Here is a 15,351-nt window from a genome sequence, read left to right as displayed (position 1 = left end):
CCAGGTACAGCGACAGCGGCGGGTACACGCACACGATCAGCAGCCAGACCAGCATGATGATCACGAACGGGATGCACGCCCGGCAGATGCGCCCGAAGGGTTCCTTGAAGGCGGCCATGGCCACGATCAGGTTCAGGCCCACCGGCGGGGTGAGGTAGCCGATCTCCAGGTTGGCGATCATGATGATGCCGAAGTGGATGGGGTCGAAGCCCTTGGCCACCGCGAGCGGCTCGAGCAGCGGCGCCAGGATCAGGATGGCCGATCCGACATCCATCAGGCAGCCCACGATCAGCAGCAGCACGTTGATCAGGAACATCAGCACCCAGCGGTCCTGGATCTGACCGGTCAGCGCCTCGACCATCTGCTTGGGCGCACCGGAGTGGTCCAGGATGGTGTTCAGGCTTCCGGCCACGCACAGCAGCGGCAGCAGCGTGGCCAGCAGCTTGGTGGTTTCGAGGATGACCTCGATCAGGTGCTTCGGCTTCATCTGCCGGGTGCCAAAGTAGTGCAGCATCTTGCCGCCGAAGCCCGCGCCGGCCGGGGCATCCTTCGCGTTCTCTTCGCGGTGCACGAAGAACTCGATGAAGAGCGCGTACACCAGTGCCACCGCCGCCGACTCGGTGGGGCTGAACCAGCCGATGTAGATGCCGCCGATCATGATCAGCGGCAGCAGCAGCGCGAAGGCCCCACCGAAGAACGACTTGATCGCCTCCTGCAGGCTGAACCGGGCTCGCTCCTTGTTGAAGTTGATGATCACCGCATAGGTGATGAACATCAGGGTGAGCAGCAGCCCGGGCCCCACGCCGGCCACGAAGAGCTCGGCGATGTTGCGCTCGGTCATGATGCCGTACAGGATCAGCGGGATCGAGGGCGGGATGATGATGCCCAGGGTACCCGCCGAGGCCACCGAGCCCAGGGCGTAGTTCTTGTCGTAGCCGCGGGCGAGCAGCGCCGGGTACATGATCGAGCCGATCGCCAGCATCGTCACGATCGACGAGCCGTTGATCGCCGCGAAGGCCGCACATGACAGCACGCAGGCAATGCCCATGCCGCCAGGCAGCGGCGAGGTGAACACCTGCATGAAGTCGATCAGGCGCCGCGCGATCGAACCTCGCGACATGATGTTGCCCGCCAGCATGAACAGCGGGATCGACAGCAGCACCTCGCGATCGACCGTGAACCAGAAGTCCTGGATCAGGAACTCCACCTGGCTCTTGGCGATGAACAGGTGCACATAGGCGGTGGTCACGGCCAGCACCAGCACCAGGCTCTGGCGCAGCAGCAGCAGCGCCATGACGAGCAGCAGAAGGATGATCCAGGCCATCAGTGCGACTCCCCTTTGGGTGCAGGCCGCAGTTCGGGCCAGATGGCGAAGGCCGCATGGCGCAGCGCCGACGAGAAGAACATCCAGGGCAGCACCAGCTGGATCGGCCAGACCTTGATCGGGATGGCCATGCCGCGCTCACCGAGCGCAGCCGAGCTCTGCACGAAGCCCACGGCGTACCAGCCGAGCGCCACGCAGATCAGCATGGAGAGGGTGTCTCCGATGCGATCCATGTGCGGGTCGAGGGCCCGCGGCAGCCATTTGTCGGCGAACTGCGGCCGGAGGTGGCCGTTCTCGGCGGTGACCAGCGCGAAGCCCAGCAGGCCGGCGATGGCCGTGGTCCAGACCGCGAAGCGCTGCGCCCCGAAGATGCCGTTGCCGAAAAACTCGCGCGCGAGCACATCGGCCATCAGGGCAAGCGCCGTGAGGGAGAAGGTAAGAACACATACCGTGGCTTCTATGCGCCACAACCACTTGAGGAACTGTCTGGCGGCCTGCATCGGGACCTCTCTGGAAGACATCAACCCGGACCTGCTGTGCGCGCGTCACCGGCGAGGCGGCAACACACGCCCAGCCTCACTTGCCGCCCTTGGCGGCGAACTCCTTCTTGCCCTTCTGGATGGCTTCCCAGAGCTCGGGGGCGGCGCCGCCGATCTCCTTGACCATCTTTTCCTGATTGGGTTCCACCAGCTTCGCCCACTCCGCCCGCTGGGCGGGCGCGAGCTCATGCACGAAGCCGCCCTTCTTCTTGAAGTCTTCCATCTTCGGACGCTCGTCGGCCTCGACCTCCTTGCGCTGCCGGGCGACATCCGGCCGGGACGACTCGATCAGCTTCTTCTGCTCCGGGGTGAGGGAATCCCACAGCCGCTTGTTCACCATCATGGTGGAGCCGTGGTGCAGATGGCGGGTCATCACATAGTGCGGCGCGCTCTGCGCGGCCGGCGTGGTGATGTAGTAGAGGAACGGCAGGTCGGCTGCCTCCACCAGGCCGCTCTGGAGGGCCGGGAAGAGCTCAGACAGCGGCATCTGCACGCCATTGCTGCCCAGGGAGGTCCAGAACAGCTTCGAGGCCGGCGCGGGCGAGATGCGCACCTTCATGTTGCGGACATCGGCGGGGGCAAGACAGGCCTTCTTGCAGACCACATCATTCCAGCCGACCTCCCCCAGGCCGACGATCACCAGCCCCTTGGCTTCGTAGATCTTCTTGAGCACCGGCAGGGCGTGCTGGTCGGTGACGAAATCCCGCTCGGCATTGCTGCGCCAGAGATAGGGCATGTTGAGCAGGGCCGCCTCGGGGATCAGCACCGAGGCGCCGGTGTACGAGACGCTGCCCATCTCGAGGCGGCCGCGCACGAGCTGCTGGATGATCTCCTGCTCGCTGCCGACGAACAGTCGTTCGGCCTTGATGGCTCCGCTGGAGCCCGAGGTGATGCGGGCCGCGGTCTCGTCGACATAGCCGACCAGCACCGAGCCCGGCTGCGCGGCCGAGGCCACTTTCCAGCTCTGCGGGGCCTGCTGGCCCTGTGCGGTGCCGGCCAGGGCCCCCGATACGCACACAGCGGCCCACGCCGCGAGAATCCGTCTGCGACCACGCATGTCTGTCTCCTGTGATGAACGCCGGTTCCGGCCTACGGCCGAGGGTCTGTCGCCCATGTCAGCGTTCGCCCGCAGTCTATGCGGTCGCCCACAGGCGCGACAGGATCCCCTGTTTCAATGATTGGAATTCCGGCGGCGCTCGCACATCGCCTTGCGGAACCGTGATGGTCGACAGCCGCAGCATGTGGGCGCATCGTGGGGCATCGTCGTTCGCTGACGCGGATTTCAGCTGGCGCGCCCACCCTGGAGCTGACATGGAAGAACACATCCGCTGCGACCTCGCTGACGCCATCCTCACCATCACCCTGAATCGCCCGGACAAGCTCAACGCGTACACCGCGCAGATGGGTCGGGAGATTGCCGAGGCCTTCGACCGCGCCGATCGCGACGATGCGGTGCGGGTGGTGATCGTCACCGGTGCGGGCAAGGCCTTCTGCGCCGGCGCCGACATCTCGGGCGGCGCCACCAGCTTCGGGGAAGGCGCCTCGGTGATGTTCGGCCAGGGCGCGCAGACGCAGCCTGAAACCCGCAAGGCGCCCGAGCCCAGCTTCATCGACAGCATCTACCGCTGCCGCAAGCCCTCGATCGCCGCGCTGAACGGTGCGGCGGTGGGCGTGGGCATCACCGTCACGCTGCCCATGGACATCCGGATCGCCGCGAGCCATGCCCGGGTGGGCTTCGTCTTCGCAAGACGCGGTCTGGTGCCCGAGGCCGGCAGCGCCTGGTTCCTGCCGCGCCTGGTCGGCTTGCAGCAGGCGCTGCGCTGGTGCTATTCGGGGCGGCTGCTCGGTGCCGACGAGGTGTTGCGCGGCGGACTGGTGAGCGAGGTGGTGCCACCGGAAGAACTCCTGCCGCGTGCCCGCGAGATCGCCCGCGAGATCGTCGAGGAGACCGCGCCGGTGTCGATCGCCCTCACCCGTCAGCTGCTCTGGCGTTTCAGCTCGGAGCCCGATCCCTTGCGGGTGCGCGAGGTGGATGTGCCCATGTCGCGCGAACTCGGCCGCAGCGCCGATGTCACCGAAGGGGTGAAGGCCTTCCTGGAGAAGCGCAAGCCGAATTTCCCGGGCAAGGTCTCCACCGGCATGCCCTCCAACTATCCCTGGTGGAGCGACTCCGACCCGTCGCGCTGAGCCGAGCCTGCGCGCGTCAGGGCGCGCTGTGGGCCAGGGCCTCGGCCAGCAGGCCGAGAGCCGCGGCTGCGAAGGCCCGCATGTTGCCCACCCGGTCGGCGCTGCCGGTCTCCAGCGTGATCACCCGTTCGATCGGACCGCTGATGGCGATGCAGCTGTGGCCTGGCGCATCGCCGTAGGCATTGCCGCTCGGCCCGGTGGCGCCGGTCTCGGCCAGGGCCCAGGTGCCCTGGAAGCGCTCCCGGGAGGTACGGGCAAGCAGCGCCGCATAGGGCTCGCTCGCCGAGCGGATGCCGGTCATCGCCTCGGCGGGAATGCCGCTGAGCAGCGCGCGGGCGCGTCGGGTGTAGACCACCGCGCCGCCCAGATAGTAGGCAGACGCGCCCGGCACGGCGAGCAGGCTGGCCGAGATCAGCCCACCCGTCGATGATTCGGACACCGACAGCGTGTGGCCGCGGGTTTTCAGGATGGCCGCGATGGCGGCGGCCTGGTCGATGAGGTCGTTCACGAGCGATCTCCGCATGCAGGGGCTCGGCCCCGGGAAGGCCTCAGTGTCCTCGTTGCGCCGCGGCGGCATCGGGCGAGCCGGTCCGGAATGTCGTGCCATGGGCGGCCTGATTCCGTTCGACGGCATGACCCGCCTGCCCCGCCGGAGGGCTCCGAGCCCGGGCAGGCGAGGCCGCCTACAATCGATCGGCGGGCTTCGCGCTGCCGGCGAAGCCGCCCTCGCGCCGGCCCCGGGCACCCTCCCTCATCGGGCCCGGTCCGCCCCCGATCCGAACGACCCACAGGAGCTCCCCGATGAGCCAGCCTCTGCTCTTCACCCCGATCACCCTGCGACAGCTCACCCTGAAGAACCGGGTGGTGGTGGCGCCCATGCACCAGTATTCCGCGGTCAAGGGCTTCCCCACCGACTGGCATCTCATGAACGCCGGTCGCTACGCTGCCGGCGGTGCCGGCCTGGTGATCATCGAATCGACCAAGGTCGAGCGCCGCGGCTGCGGCACGGTCGGCGATCTCGGACTGTGGGACGACGCCTTCATCGCGCCCCTGGCCCGGGTCGTCGATCTCGTGCACCAGTGCGGCTCGGCCTGCGGCATCCAGATCGGGCATTCAGGCCGCAAGTCCCGGGTGGGTCGCCCCTGGGAGGGCGGCAAGGCCCTCATCGCCAATCCCGGCATCGACGACTGGGACGCCTGGGAACTGGTCGCACCCAGCGCCCTGCCCGCCGACGATCGCAGCCCGGTGCCGCGTGCGCTCAGCCGTGACGACATCGTCGAGGTGGTCGAGGCTTTCGGGAAGGCCGCGGAGCGCGCAGACAAGGCCGGCTTCGACATGGTCGAGATCCACGGCGCGCACGGCTTCCTCATTCACCAGTTTCTCTCGCCGGTGGCCAACCAGCGCACCGATGACTACGGCGGCAGCCTGACCAACCGCATGCGCTTCGCGCTGGCGGTGGCCCGACGGGTGCGGGCCGCCTGGCCCGAGGGCAAGCCGCTCTTCATGCGGCTGTCGGTCGACGACGACGCCGGCTGGGGGCCGGCCGAGAGCGTGGCGCTGGCCCGAGAGCTCAAGGGTTGCGGTGTCGACATGGTGGACTGCAGCGCCGGCGGCATCCTGGCCCGGCCGGTGAGCAGCGCGCCGATCGGCTACGGCTATCAGGTGCCCTTTGCCCGGGCGATCCGGCGCGAGGCCGGCATGAGCAGCATGGCGGTGGGCCTGATCGTGCACCATGACCAGGCGGAGGCCATTCTGCAGTCCGGCGACGCCGACCTGGTCGCGCTCGCCCGCGAGATGCTCTACAACCCGAACTGGGCGATGGACGCCGCGCAGAAGATGGGGGTGGATCCGGGCTTTTCGATGGTGCCCGACCCCTACGGCTGGTGGCTGGGCAAGCGGGCGCAGTCGATGCCGACGCTGCGCCCGTCCACCCAGGTGCCGGCCCAGACCTGAGTCGGGGCCGGACCCGCGCTTACTTCTTGAGCAGCGGGCAGACGCTCTCGCTCGCCGGCCGGAACGACTTGTCGGCAGGCAGGGTGGCCCGGAGCTTGAAGTAGTCCCAGGGGTACTTTGACTCGGAGGGCGCCTTGACCTCGAAGAGGTACATCTCGCGCATCATGCGGCCATCCTCGCGGATGCGGCCGTTCTTCACGAACATGTCGTTGATCGGGTTGGCCCGCATCCACTTGTTGACGGTGTCGGTGTCGTCGGTGCCGGTGGCCTTGACCGCATTGAGGTAGTGCATGGTCGACGAGTAGACGCCCGCCTGCAGCATGTTGGGCATCTTCTTCATGCGCTCGAAGAAACGGCGCGACCACTTGCGGGTCTCGTCGTTCATGTCCCAGTAGAACGCCGAGGCCATCAGCATGCCCTGGGTGACCTGCAGGCCGAGCGAGTGGATGTCGTTGTCGAACATCAGCAGGCCGGCCAGCTTCTGGTTCTTGGTCAGACCGAACTCGTTGGCCGCCTTGATGGCGTTGATCGTATCGCCACCGGCGTTGGCCAGGCCGATGATCTTGGCCTTCGAGGACTGGGCCTGCAGCATGAACGACGAGAAGTCGTTGGTGTTCAGAGGGTGACGGACATTGCCGAGGATCTTTCCGCCCTCGGACTTCACGACCTCGCCGGTATCCTTCTCGAGCGCATGGCCGAAGGCATAGTCGGCGGTGAGAAAGAACCAAGTGTCGCCGCCATTTTTGACCACGCCGCGGCCAACCACCTGGGCCAGGGCATAGGTGTCCCAGGCATAGTGGATGGTCACCGCGTTGCAGGCCTCATTGGTGATGCGGCTTGCGCCCGGCCCCGACAACAGCACCAGCTTGTGGCGCTGGCGACCCACCTCCGATGCGGCCAGGGCGGTGGCCGACGCGCCGACGTCGCCCAGGATGTCGAGCTTCTGGGAGTCGAACCACTCCCGCGCCTTGGCAGCGGCGAGGTCGGCCTTGTTCTGGTGGTCGGCCACCAGGATCTCGATCGGCATGCCATGGACCTTGCCGCCGAACTCCTCGACAGCCATCTTGACCGCCTCGACCGAACCGGGTCCGGCCACATCGGCGTAGAGGCTGTTCATGTCGTGGAGCAGGCCGATCTTGATCACGCCATCAGAGATTCTCACCTGGGGCGCGGCGCCCTTGGCGGCACTCTGCGCGGTGGCGGTGGGAAGCGGTGCGATCGCGCCGACGAGACCCAGGGCCAGGGCGAGAGCCTTGAGCGAGGGGCGCAGCAAAGGGGTTTTCATGCGAAGACTCCTGGAAAGACAGGGCAGGCGAGAACGGGCAGGCCGCGGCATTCGACACCCTCGCGGGCCACAGGGATGCGGCGCGGGCATCCTCCCAAAATTCCCGCAGCGGGTCAAAGCCGGAACGCTTCGAACGAATCCGGTGCCCTGCCCTCAGCGCCAGCGCCCCAGCCACCAGGCCGACAGCCCCGCGCCGAGCAGAAAACACAGCGCGGCCACGCCCGCGAAGATCGCCGAGACCTCGGTCTCGCGGCGCTCGAAGGCCAGTCGCGAGGCCAGCCCGCGGTAGGCCTCGCGCAGTTCGGCTGCGCCCGCCGCCGGAAAGTAGGTGCCGCGGGTGAGATCGGCCAGCTGACGCAGCGGCGCCTCGTCGAGCCGCACCCGCATCGACCAGCCCTCGGTGCTCAGCAGTTCCCCGGCTGCGGTGCCCACGCCGACGGTGTGCACCCGCACGCCGCGCTCGGCGGCCAGGCGCGCCGCGGCGACCGGATCGGCGCCGATGTTCGACTGGCCGTCGGTGAGCAGGATGATCGCCGCGCCCTTGTGCGATCCCGGCTCCACGGGCTCGACTGGCGGCCTGGCAGCGGTGCCCAAGGCCGGCTCCTGCCCCCCGGGCCGCGGCCGCTTGCGCAGGTCGGCGCTCTGCAGGTCGTACTCGAAATCCGGCAGGACGAGTTGAAGCGACACGAGGATGGCCGTGCCGGCGGCCGTTCCCTTCTGCAGCTGGAAGCGGTCGATCGCCGCGAGCAGGTCGTCGCGGTCGGTGGTGGGCGCCTGCGCCACCGAGGCCGAGGCGGCGAAGCTCACGATGCCCACCCGGGTGGTGCCGGGCAGCCCGCCGATGAAGTCGCGGGCTGCAGCCTGAGCCGCGGCCATGCGTGAAGGAGGTATGTCTTTCGCCCGCATGCTGCCCGAGACATCGAAGGCCAGGATCACCGTGCGATCGAGCGCCGGCACCGAGATCACGGCCTGCGGCCGGGCGCAGGCGAGCAGGGCCGCCGTGAGCCCGATCAGCCACAGCGCGAAAGGCAGATGGCGACGCCAGCGCGGCCGGTGCCGGCCGGCCTCGCGAATCAGGCTCAGGCTGGCCACGCGGATGGCCTCGCGCGCCCGCCGCCGCAGCAGCCACCGGTAGGCCAGCAGGGCCAGCGGCACCAGCACCAGCAGCGGCAGCAGTTGCGGCCAGAGAAAGCGCATGCCGGTTCTCAGGCTCTCGCGGCCGCGGCCACCGCCGAGGCGGCACCGGCTCGCAGACGGGCCTGCAGCCGGCGCAGGCGCAGCAGCGCGGCGAGCGACTCGCCGGGATCCTCGTCGGTGCCGAGCTCCATGGCGTCGACCCCGGCCGCGGCAAGATCACCCAGCAGCGCCTCTTCGCGCTCCCGGGCGAGTTCGTCATGGCGGGCTCGCCAGTCGGGATCATGCGTGTCGACCATCATCCAGTCGCCGGTCTCGGCATCGCGCATGGGCACCAGGCCGAGATCGGGCAGGGCGCGCTCCACCGGGTCGACCAGCCGGACCGCCAGCACGTCGTGCCGCAGGGCCAGCCGGGCCAGTGCCGGCTGCCAGCCCGGCGTGCTGATGAAGTCGGAGAGCACGACCACCAGCGAGCGCCGGCGCGCCACCCCACCCGCCGCCCCGAGCAGGTCGCCGAGCCTGGTGAGGCCGCTTGATCCGGCGCCGGACTGCGCCGGGTCGCTGACCTCGGGACGCTGCTCGATCCAGTCGATCAGCCGCATGAGGTGGGCCCGGCCGCTTCGGGCCGGCAGCACGGCGCGGCGCAGGCCGTCGGCGCGGATCGCGCCGAATCGGTTGCCGTGCCGCAGCAGCAGCAGGCCGAACAGGCCGCACAGTGCCGCGGCGGCCTGTCGCTTGGTGACGCGACCCGATCCGAAGTCCACCGACGGGCTCAGGTCGAGCACGAACCAGGCGCCGAGCTCGCGGTCCTCGAGGTCATCGCGCACATGGGGGAGGTCGAGGCGCGCCGTGGCGTTCCAGTCGATCCGCCGGACATCGTCGCGGTACTGGTACTCGCGCAGGTCGGCAAGATCGAGCCCGCTGCCGCGCATGAGCGTGCGGTAGTCCCCCTGCAGCAGGCCGTCGAGCCGCCGCAGCGAGGTCCACTCGAGGCGGCGCAGCAGGCGGTCAGCCGGCAGGTGCGGCATGGGGGGCGGGCTGGGGCTGGAGCGGGCGCGGCGGCGGCGGCAACTGCTCGAGCAGCCTCGCGACGAGATGGTCGGCGCTCACGCCCTCGGCGAGTGCCTCGTAGGACAGCGCGAGGCGATGGCGCAGCACATCGGGCGCGACATCGACGACATCCTGCGGGAACACATAGTCTCGGCCGCGCAGGAAGGCGAGTGCGCGGGCGGCCTCGATCAGGCCGATCGAGGCGCGCGGGCTGGCCCCGAAGGTGATGAAGCGCGACAGTTCCGCGAGCCCGCAGCGCGCGGGATCGCGGGTGGCTCCGACCAGCCGCACCGCGTACTGCATGATCACCGGGTCGACGAAGCCGCGCCGGCAGCGCGCCTGCAGGGCTGCGAGCTGGGCGGTGGTGGCCACCGGCTGGATGGCCACCGGCGCGCTGGTGACCCGTTCGACGATGACGAACTCCTCCTCCTCGCGGGGGTAACCAACCAGCACCTTCATCATGAACCGGTCGACCTGCGCCTCGGGCAGCGGGTAGGTGCCTTCGGTCTCGATCGGGTTCTGGGTGGCCATCACCAGGAAGGGCTCGCCGACGCGATGCGTCTGACCGGCAATGGTCACCTGCCGCTCCTGCATCACCTCGAGCAGCGCGCTCTGCACCTTGGCCGGCGCACGGTTGATCTCGTCGGCAAGCAGGAGATTGGTGAACACCGGGCCCAGCGCCGTGCTGAACTCGCCGGTGCGCTGGTTGTAGATGCGGGTGCCGACCAGATCGGCGGGCACGAGATCAGGCGTGAACTGGATGCGCCCGAAGCCGCCCTGGATGGCGCTGGCCAGCGTGCGCACGGTGAGGGTCTTGGCCAGGCCCGGCACGCCCTCGACCAGCAGATGCCCCTGGGCGAGCAGCGCCACCATCATGCGTTCGAGGAAGTGGTCCTGGCCGACCACCACCTTCTTCACCTCGTAGAGGATGCGCTCGAGCAGCGCCGCACTGTCTGCCGCCGAACCGGATCGATCGTCCATGCCATGCCTTCGCAGGAGTCGCGCGCGGGCGCGCGGGGTTGGGGATCAGAAGGGAGGCACGCCTGCCGCGCTGGCCGCGGTCTCGATCGGCACCGCGAAGGCGATGCCGATGAAGCTGCGCTGGCGCCCGGGGCTGAGGATGCCGGTGACCACGCCCACCACCTCACCTTCGGCATTGACCAGCGGACCGCCGGAATTGCCGGGGTTGGCCGCGGCGTCGAACTGGATCAGGTTGCGGATCGGCTGGCCGCCTTCGTTGCCGGCATGCTCGCGCTTCAGGCCCGAGACCACGCCCGCCGACGTGGATGGCCCGATCCCGAAGGGGAAACCCACGGCGACCACCAGGTCGCCCACCGCGAGGTCGGCGCTGGAGCGCAGCGAGGCGGCAACCAGGTCATCGGGAATGGTGAGCGCCTGCAGCACCGCGAGGTCGTTCTCGGGCTGGGTGCCGATCACCCGGGCCTCGCCCTGGGTGCCGTCGAAGAAGGTGACCCGGATGGCGCTGGCGCCCTCGACCACATGCAGGTTGGTGAGGATGACGCCCTTGTCGACGATGACCACGCCGGTGCCCACCTGGGTGCCCGGGCCCTGGCCTTCGTCGCCTCTGGGCTCCGGCGCGGCCGCACCGCGCTTGCGCGTGGCCGGACCTGCGGCACGCGGCTCACGGGTGGCCTCGACCAGCACCACCGAAGGCCGGATCACCTCGTGGGCGCGCGCCGCCTGCGATGGCAGGGTCAGCTTTTCGAGGCCCCGGGCCATGGCCTCCTGGAAGGCCTCGCCGGCGAGCGGGTCGGGCGCAGGCGCGAACCGGGTGTGCATCGCAAGGCCGAGGGCTCCGAGCGCGATCATCAGCGCGACGGCCGCCGCCATGCCGGGCGTGCGCAGTCGCAGCCACAGTCGGCGGATGCGCGAAAGCGGCGCGGGCGTGCCGGCAGTCCCGGGTGCCGCCGCATCGGGTTTGCTCGCAGGCGGGCGATCCGCGGCCGATGGACTCGCGGCCGATGGACTCGCGGTCGATGGGCCCGCGGCCGATGGCCGTCGCGGGCCACCGCGCGCGCTGTAGAGCGTGCTGCGTTTCATGATGCGGTCATTGTCGACCAGCGCGCGGCGCTCGCCAAGCACCCGTCAGGGCATGCACCCGTGGGCGGCGCCCGCCCGGCGCTGGAACGGCGATGCACCGGCGTCGTGCCAGAATGAGCCGACCCCTACGATCCCGGAGTGCCCATGCCCGAAGTCATCGTCCGCCGCCAGGGTGCGGTCGGCACCGTCGTCCTGTCCAACCCGGCGAAGTTCAACGCCATGAGCCTGTCGATGTGGCAGGCCCTGCCGACCGCGATTGCCGAACTCGACGACGATCCTGCCATCCGCGTGATCGTGCTCGAGGGTGACGGCGACCGGGCATTCGTCTCGGGTGCCGACATCTCGCAGTTCGAGAGCAACCGCACCGAGCAGTCGGCGCGGGCCCTCTACGAGAGCGCGGTCGACGCCGGCTACCGCGCGCCCATCGAGAACCGCAAACCCACCATCGCCAAGATCCGCGGCATCTGCATGGGAGGGGGCCTGGGCCTGGCGGCCTCCTGCGACCTGCGCATCTGCGCCGATGACAGCCGCTTTCGCATGCCCGCCGCCCGCCTGGGCCTGGGCTACAGCACGGCCGGCACGGCGCGCTTCCTGGCCCTGGTCGGCCCGCAGCGCACCCTCGAACTCTTCTACACCGCGCGCATCTTCGGCGCCGCCGATGCCCTCGCCATGGGCTTCGTGCTCCAGGTGACTCCCGCCGCCGAGCTCGACGCCACCGTCGCGGCACTCGCCGAGAGCATCGCGGCCAATGCACCGCTCACGCAGACCGCGGCCAAACGCTCCATGGACGCCCTGCTCTATGCGCGCGGCGCGCCGGCCAGCCCCGAGGCGGTGGCGCAGAAGTACGCCGCCGCGCGCGAAGCCGTGCAGGCCTGCGGTCGCAGCGAGGACTATCGCGAAGGCGCGCGGGCCTTCATGGAGAAGCGGCCGCCGCAGTTCACCGGCCGATGAGGACAGGCAGCGCTTCGCCGGCATCGCGATGCGCCGGTGTCGACGCAGCCATCTCCCCTGCCCCGCCGAGGGCGTGGCGCCCGCCCACGCGGTTGCGACCGGCCCGCTTGGCCCGGTACATCGCGGCATCCGCGCAGTCCATCAGGGCCTGGGGATCATCGCCGTCTTCAGGGGCCAGGGCGATGCCGCTGCTGAAGGTGACCGCGAGCGAACATCCGCTCAGCCGGTAGGGCTCCGCCGCGGCGGCCATCAGCTTGTCGGCCACCTCCGCCACCCGCGCCCGCTGCGTCACGCCGGGCAGCAGGACCACGAACTCGTCACCACCGAGGCGGCACAGGGTATCGCTGTCGCGAAGCTCGCCGCGCAGGCGCTCGGCCACCGCGCAGAGCAGCGCATCGCCGACGGCATGTCCGTGCTCGTCGTTGATCCGCTTGAAGTGATCGAGGTCGATGAAGATCAGACCGAGACCGCGGGGCTGCCCGCGCGCACCGAGCAAGCCCTGACGCAGGCGATCGAGGAAGAGCAGCCGGTTGGGCAGACCGGTCAGCGGGTCATGCTGGGCGAGGTGCGCCATGCGCGCCGCAGCCTTCTCGGCGGCATCGATCCGCTCGCGGGTCTGGGCACTGAGCAAGGCCTCCAGGCGCCGCTGCTCGGTGACATCGGTCAGCGCGAGCAGCACGCCGCTCACACGACCAAGCTCGTCATGCTCGACCCGCGCCCGGGCGCTCACCCGCAGGAACCGGCCGTCCGCGTGCCGCAGGTCGAATTCCTCCTCGTCAGCGTCGGGCTCGGCGGTGCCGGTTGACCCTGGACCGGTTGCGGCGGCATCGATTGTGGCGGCATCGATTGCGGCGGGACCGGTTGAGGCCGGATCGGGGGCGGCCGGAACGCGTTTGCCTGCCTGGCGTGCGCGCCAGCGTTGCGCGAGGCGGGCCGCGTCGGGCGGCGCAAGGAACTCGCCGAAGGGCCTGCCAAGCACGTCGCTGCGCAGCCGGCCCGTGTCGAGCAACCAGCGTTCGCTGACCGCCATCACCCGCCCTGCCAGATCCAGCCAGACCATCATCACCGGCGCGCGCAGCCACAGGCGGCGATAGCGCGCCCGATCGCGGGCCTGCGACAGGGCCGAACGCCGCCCGGCGCGGGCGATCAGCACGGCCAGCAGCATGGGGGGCACCACCGCCACCATGAGCGGCAGTTGGAAGCCGACAATGCTGTCCAGCCGTTCGGCGAGCGCCGGCTCGCCGCCGGCCGTACCCGGGGCCCATCCGGCACCGGCCGGCGGCAGCCAGCCGATCGCGTCGAGGGCCACCGACAGCACGGCCACGGCGCAGGCCAGCCCGGCCACGGCAGCCAGCCCGGCGCGCACCGCCACGAAGGCCATCACGCCGGCCACATGGACATGCGGTTGCGGCAGGCGCAGCAGCGCCAGCCAGATCGCGCCGGCGACCATCACCGCGCGCAGAAGCATCGCCGGATCAGCCCAGACCCGCCAGCGCTCGCGCAGGCCCCCCTCCAGCGCCGACAGCCATCCCGGCAAGCCGGTCACCGTGCCGACCACCGAGGCGGCATACCAGCTCAGCCAGATCAGACGGGCATCGCCGCCAGGCGACGGCGTCAGCCAGAAGGCGAGCAGGCTCGCGCCGAGCAGCGGCGGCACCATGGCCGCCACGGCCATGAACCGCACGAAGGCCACCGGCCCGGCGAGGCGGCGACGGGCAACCCGCCCGCGGCGCAGCAGTTGCCAGCCGAACGCCTGCTCGGCACCCAGGGCGGCGGCCAGCGCTGCCGACTGGGCATCGGAGGCGCCGGCAACCCGCGCCGCAACGCCAAGCGCCAGCGCCGATGCCGCGAGGACCAGCGCCGCCCTGCCCGAGGGCAGCCGCATCGCAAGCGCCATCGCGCAGGGTGCGCTCAGGACGAGCAGGGGCACCCCGGGCACCAGGGGATGTCGCATCGCGCCCCACTGACCGAGCAGGGCGAGCGCCAGGATGATCACCATCATGGCAAGGCCCGCGAGCCCATCGGCGGCAGCGGGATGCAGGAGCCCCGACCCGCGCAGATGCGGCAAGGAGCGACTCTGGTCGCGGGCAGACAGGCTGACAGGCACGGCGTGGCGGACGGAAGGCCCCGTAGCGCCCGGATCGGGCCCTGTGCGGATGCTCGGTCCGAACGATTCGGGCCGCGCTGAGCAGGCTCAATCCGCCGGCAATGCCAGCCTTCCGGCGTGCAGATCGGCAAGCGCCTGGCGCAGTTCGTCCTGCGTGTTCATCACGAAGGGCCCGTACTGCGCCACCGGTTCGCGCAACGGGCGGCCGGCAATCAGCAGGGCACGCAGCCCCTGGAGGCCGGCCGTGATGCGCACCGCATTGCCATCGCCGAGCACACCGGCCGCATGCGCCGGCAGCACCCGCGAACCGGGGTCCTCGCCCACGCGGGCTTCGCCCTCGTAGAGGTAGATGAATCCCTGATGCCTTGCCGGCAGCCCGTGGCTGAAGCTGCCGCCTGCCGGCAGGATGAGATCCCAGACCTGCGGATCGGTGCTGTCCGCGAAGCGCGGACCGGCAATCGGGCCGGTGTGGCGCACACCGGCCATGTCGATCTCCCCGGCGATGACCCTGATGCTGCCGCCAGCCGGCAATGCCACCACCGGCAGTTCGGCCGGCGCGATGTCCCGATACCAGGGCGGCTGCATCTTGAGCCGGGCCGGCAGATTCACCCAGAGCTGGAAGCCGCGCATGCGGCCGCTTTCCTGCTCAGGCATCTCCGAGTGGATGATGCCGCGGCCGGCGGTCCTCCACTGAACCGATCCAGGGGTGAGGTGGCCGCGATTGCCGAGGTGGTCCTCATGGCGCATGTGGCCGTCGAGC

General features: G+C 70.0%; 14 protein-coding genes. 3 read left to right on the top strand and 11 right to left on the bottom strand.

The features are described from left to right. The 3 genes from AC2H6A_RS11525 to AC2H6A_RS11515 all read right to left on the bottom strand — a co-directional run. The coding region (locus AC2H6A_RS11525) for a TRAP transporter large permease (protein WP_484273642.1) at positions 1–1,324 on the bottom strand (1,324 nt) is incomplete at its 3' end. Continuing rightward, positions 1,324–1,824, bottom strand: a complete 501-nt coding sequence (locus AC2H6A_RS11520; RefSeq protein WP_484273640.1) for a TRAP transporter small permease — start codon at positions 1,822–1,824, stop codon at positions 1,324–1,326. The genes AC2H6A_RS11520 and AC2H6A_RS11525, both read right to left, overlap by 1 nt. Positions 1,825–1,900: 76 nt before the next feature. Beyond that, a complete protein-coding gene (locus tag AC2H6A_RS11515) occupies positions 1,901–2,920 on the bottom strand; it encodes a TRAP transporter substrate-binding protein (protein WP_484273638.1) in 1,020 nt (339 codons plus the stop codon). Between the two features lie 254 nt (positions 2,921–3,174). On the opposite strand from AC2H6A_RS11515, the gene AC2H6A_RS11510 reads away from it, so the two are divergent. Next, complete coding sequence (locus AC2H6A_RS11510) at positions 3,175–4,050, top strand: enoyl-CoA hydratase-related protein (RefSeq protein ID WP_484273636.1); 876 nt, start codon at positions 3,175–3,177, stop codon at positions 4,048–4,050. 16 nt (positions 4,051–4,066) lie between these two features. On the opposite strand, the gene AC2H6A_RS11505 is transcribed toward AC2H6A_RS11510, so the two are convergent. Beyond that, a complete protein-coding gene (locus AC2H6A_RS11505) occupies positions 4,067–4,558 on the bottom strand; it encodes a CinA family protein (protein ID WP_484273634.1) in 492 nt (163 codons plus the stop codon). Between the two features lie 293 nt (positions 4,559–4,851). Between AC2H6A_RS11505 and AC2H6A_RS11500 the strand changes: the two genes are divergently transcribed. Further along, positions 4,852–6,003, top strand: a complete 1,152-nt coding sequence (locus tag AC2H6A_RS11500) for an NADH:flavin oxidoreductase/NADH oxidase (RefSeq protein WP_484273632.1) — start codon at positions 4,852–4,854, stop codon at positions 6,001–6,003. Positions 6,004–6,022: 19 nt separating this feature from the next. Here AC2H6A_RS11500 and AC2H6A_RS11495 read toward each other — a convergent pair whose 3' ends face one another. The 5 genes from AC2H6A_RS11495 to AC2H6A_RS11475 all read right to left on the bottom strand — a co-directional run bounded on the left by AC2H6A_RS11495 (position 6,023) and on the right by AC2H6A_RS11475 (position 11,323). Beyond that, entirely contained in the window at positions 6,023–7,288 is a 1,266-nt protein-coding gene (locus AC2H6A_RS11495) for an ABC transporter substrate-binding protein (RefSeq protein ID WP_484273630.1), read from the bottom strand. A 153-nt stretch (positions 7,289–7,441) separates the two neighbouring features. Next, a complete protein-coding gene (locus AC2H6A_RS11490; RefSeq protein ID WP_484273628.1) occupies positions 7,442–8,485 on the bottom strand; it encodes a VWA domain-containing protein in 1,044 nt (347 codons plus the stop codon). 8 nt (positions 8,486–8,493) lie between these two features. After that, positions 8,494–9,450 carry a DUF58 domain-containing protein gene (locus AC2H6A_RS11485; RefSeq protein WP_484273627.1) on the bottom strand — a complete coding sequence of 319 codons (957 nt, stop codon included), beginning with the start codon at positions 9,448–9,450 and terminating at the stop codon, positions 8,494–8,496. Beyond that, positions 9,431–10,453 carry an AAA family ATPase gene (locus tag AC2H6A_RS11480; protein ID WP_484273625.1) on the bottom strand — a complete coding sequence of 341 codons (1,023 nt, stop codon included), beginning with the start codon at positions 10,451–10,453 and terminating at the stop codon, positions 9,431–9,433. The genes AC2H6A_RS11485 and AC2H6A_RS11480 overlap by 20 nt, the downstream gene beginning before the upstream one ends. Before the next feature lie 45 nt (positions 10,454–10,498). After that, positions 10,499–11,323, bottom strand: a complete 825-nt coding sequence (locus AC2H6A_RS11475) for a S1C family serine protease (RefSeq protein ID WP_484273623.1) — start codon at positions 11,321–11,323, stop codon at positions 10,499–10,501. A gap of 354 nt (positions 11,324–11,677) precedes the next feature. Between AC2H6A_RS11475 and AC2H6A_RS11470 the strand changes: the two genes are divergently transcribed. After that, a complete protein-coding gene (locus AC2H6A_RS11470; RefSeq protein ID WP_484273621.1) occupies positions 11,678–12,484 on the top strand; it encodes an enoyl-CoA hydratase in 807 nt (268 codons plus the stop codon). Here AC2H6A_RS11470 and AC2H6A_RS11465 read toward each other — a convergent pair. Together AC2H6A_RS11465 and AC2H6A_RS11460 are read right to left on the bottom strand one after the other, a co-directional pair. Beyond that, positions 12,471–14,552, bottom strand: coding sequence for a diguanylate cyclase domain-containing protein (locus tag AC2H6A_RS11465; protein ID WP_484273619.1), 2,082 nt, complete (start codon positions 14,550–14,552; stop codon positions 12,471–12,473). The two genes, AC2H6A_RS11470 and AC2H6A_RS11465, sit on opposite strands and share 14 nt — an antisense overlap. 126 nt (positions 14,553–14,678) lie before the next feature. Continuing rightward, the coding region (locus AC2H6A_RS11460) for a pirin family protein (protein ID WP_484273617.1) at positions 14,679–15,351 on the bottom strand (673 nt) is incomplete at its 5' end.

It is taken from the genome of Quisquiliibacterium sp. (genome assembly GCF_982640115.1).
This window is presented reverse-complemented; position numbering and strand designations above follow the sequence as displayed.

What these genes read in the sequence shown, in the direction of transcription:
- AC2H6A_RS11520 (WP_484273640.1), bottom strand. Translation starts at nt 1,824, where the DNA reads ATGCAGGCCGCCAGACAGTTCCTCAAGTGGTTGTGGCGCATAGAAGCC.
- AC2H6A_RS11515 (WP_484273638.1), bottom strand. Translation starts at nt 2,920, where the DNA reads ATGCGTGGTCGCAGACGGATTCTCGCGGCGTGGGCCGCTGTGTGCGTA.
- AC2H6A_RS11510 (WP_484273636.1), top strand. Translation starts at nt 3,175, where the DNA reads ATGGAAGAACACATCCGCTGCGACCTCGCTGACGCCATCCTCACCATC.
- AC2H6A_RS11500 (WP_484273632.1), top strand. Translation starts at nt 4,852, where the DNA reads ATGAGCCAGCCTCTGCTCTTCACCCCGATCACCCTGCGACAGCTCACC.
- AC2H6A_RS11495 (WP_484273630.1), bottom strand. Translation starts at nt 7,288, where the DNA reads ATGAAAACCCCTTTGCTGCGCCCCTCGCTCAAGGCTCTCGCCCTGGCC.
- AC2H6A_RS11490 (WP_484273628.1), bottom strand. Translation starts at nt 8,485, where the DNA reads ATGCGCTTTCTCTGGCCGCAACTGCTGCCGCTGCTGGTGCTGGTGCCG.
- AC2H6A_RS11485 (WP_484273627.1), bottom strand. Translation starts at nt 9,450, where the DNA reads ATGCCGCACCTGCCGGCTGACCGCCTGCTGCGCCGCCTCGAGTGGACC.
- AC2H6A_RS11480 (WP_484273625.1), bottom strand. Translation starts at nt 10,453, where the DNA reads ATGGACGATCGATCCGGTTCGGCGGCAGACAGTGCGGCGCTGCTCGAG.
- AC2H6A_RS11475 (WP_484273623.1), bottom strand. Translation starts at nt 11,323, where the DNA reads ATGGCGGCGGCCGTCGCGCTGATGATCGCGCTCGGAGCCCTCGGCCTT.
- AC2H6A_RS11470 (WP_484273621.1), top strand. Translation starts at nt 11,678, where the DNA reads ATGCCCGAAGTCATCGTCCGCCGCCAGGGTGCGGTCGGCACCGTCGTC.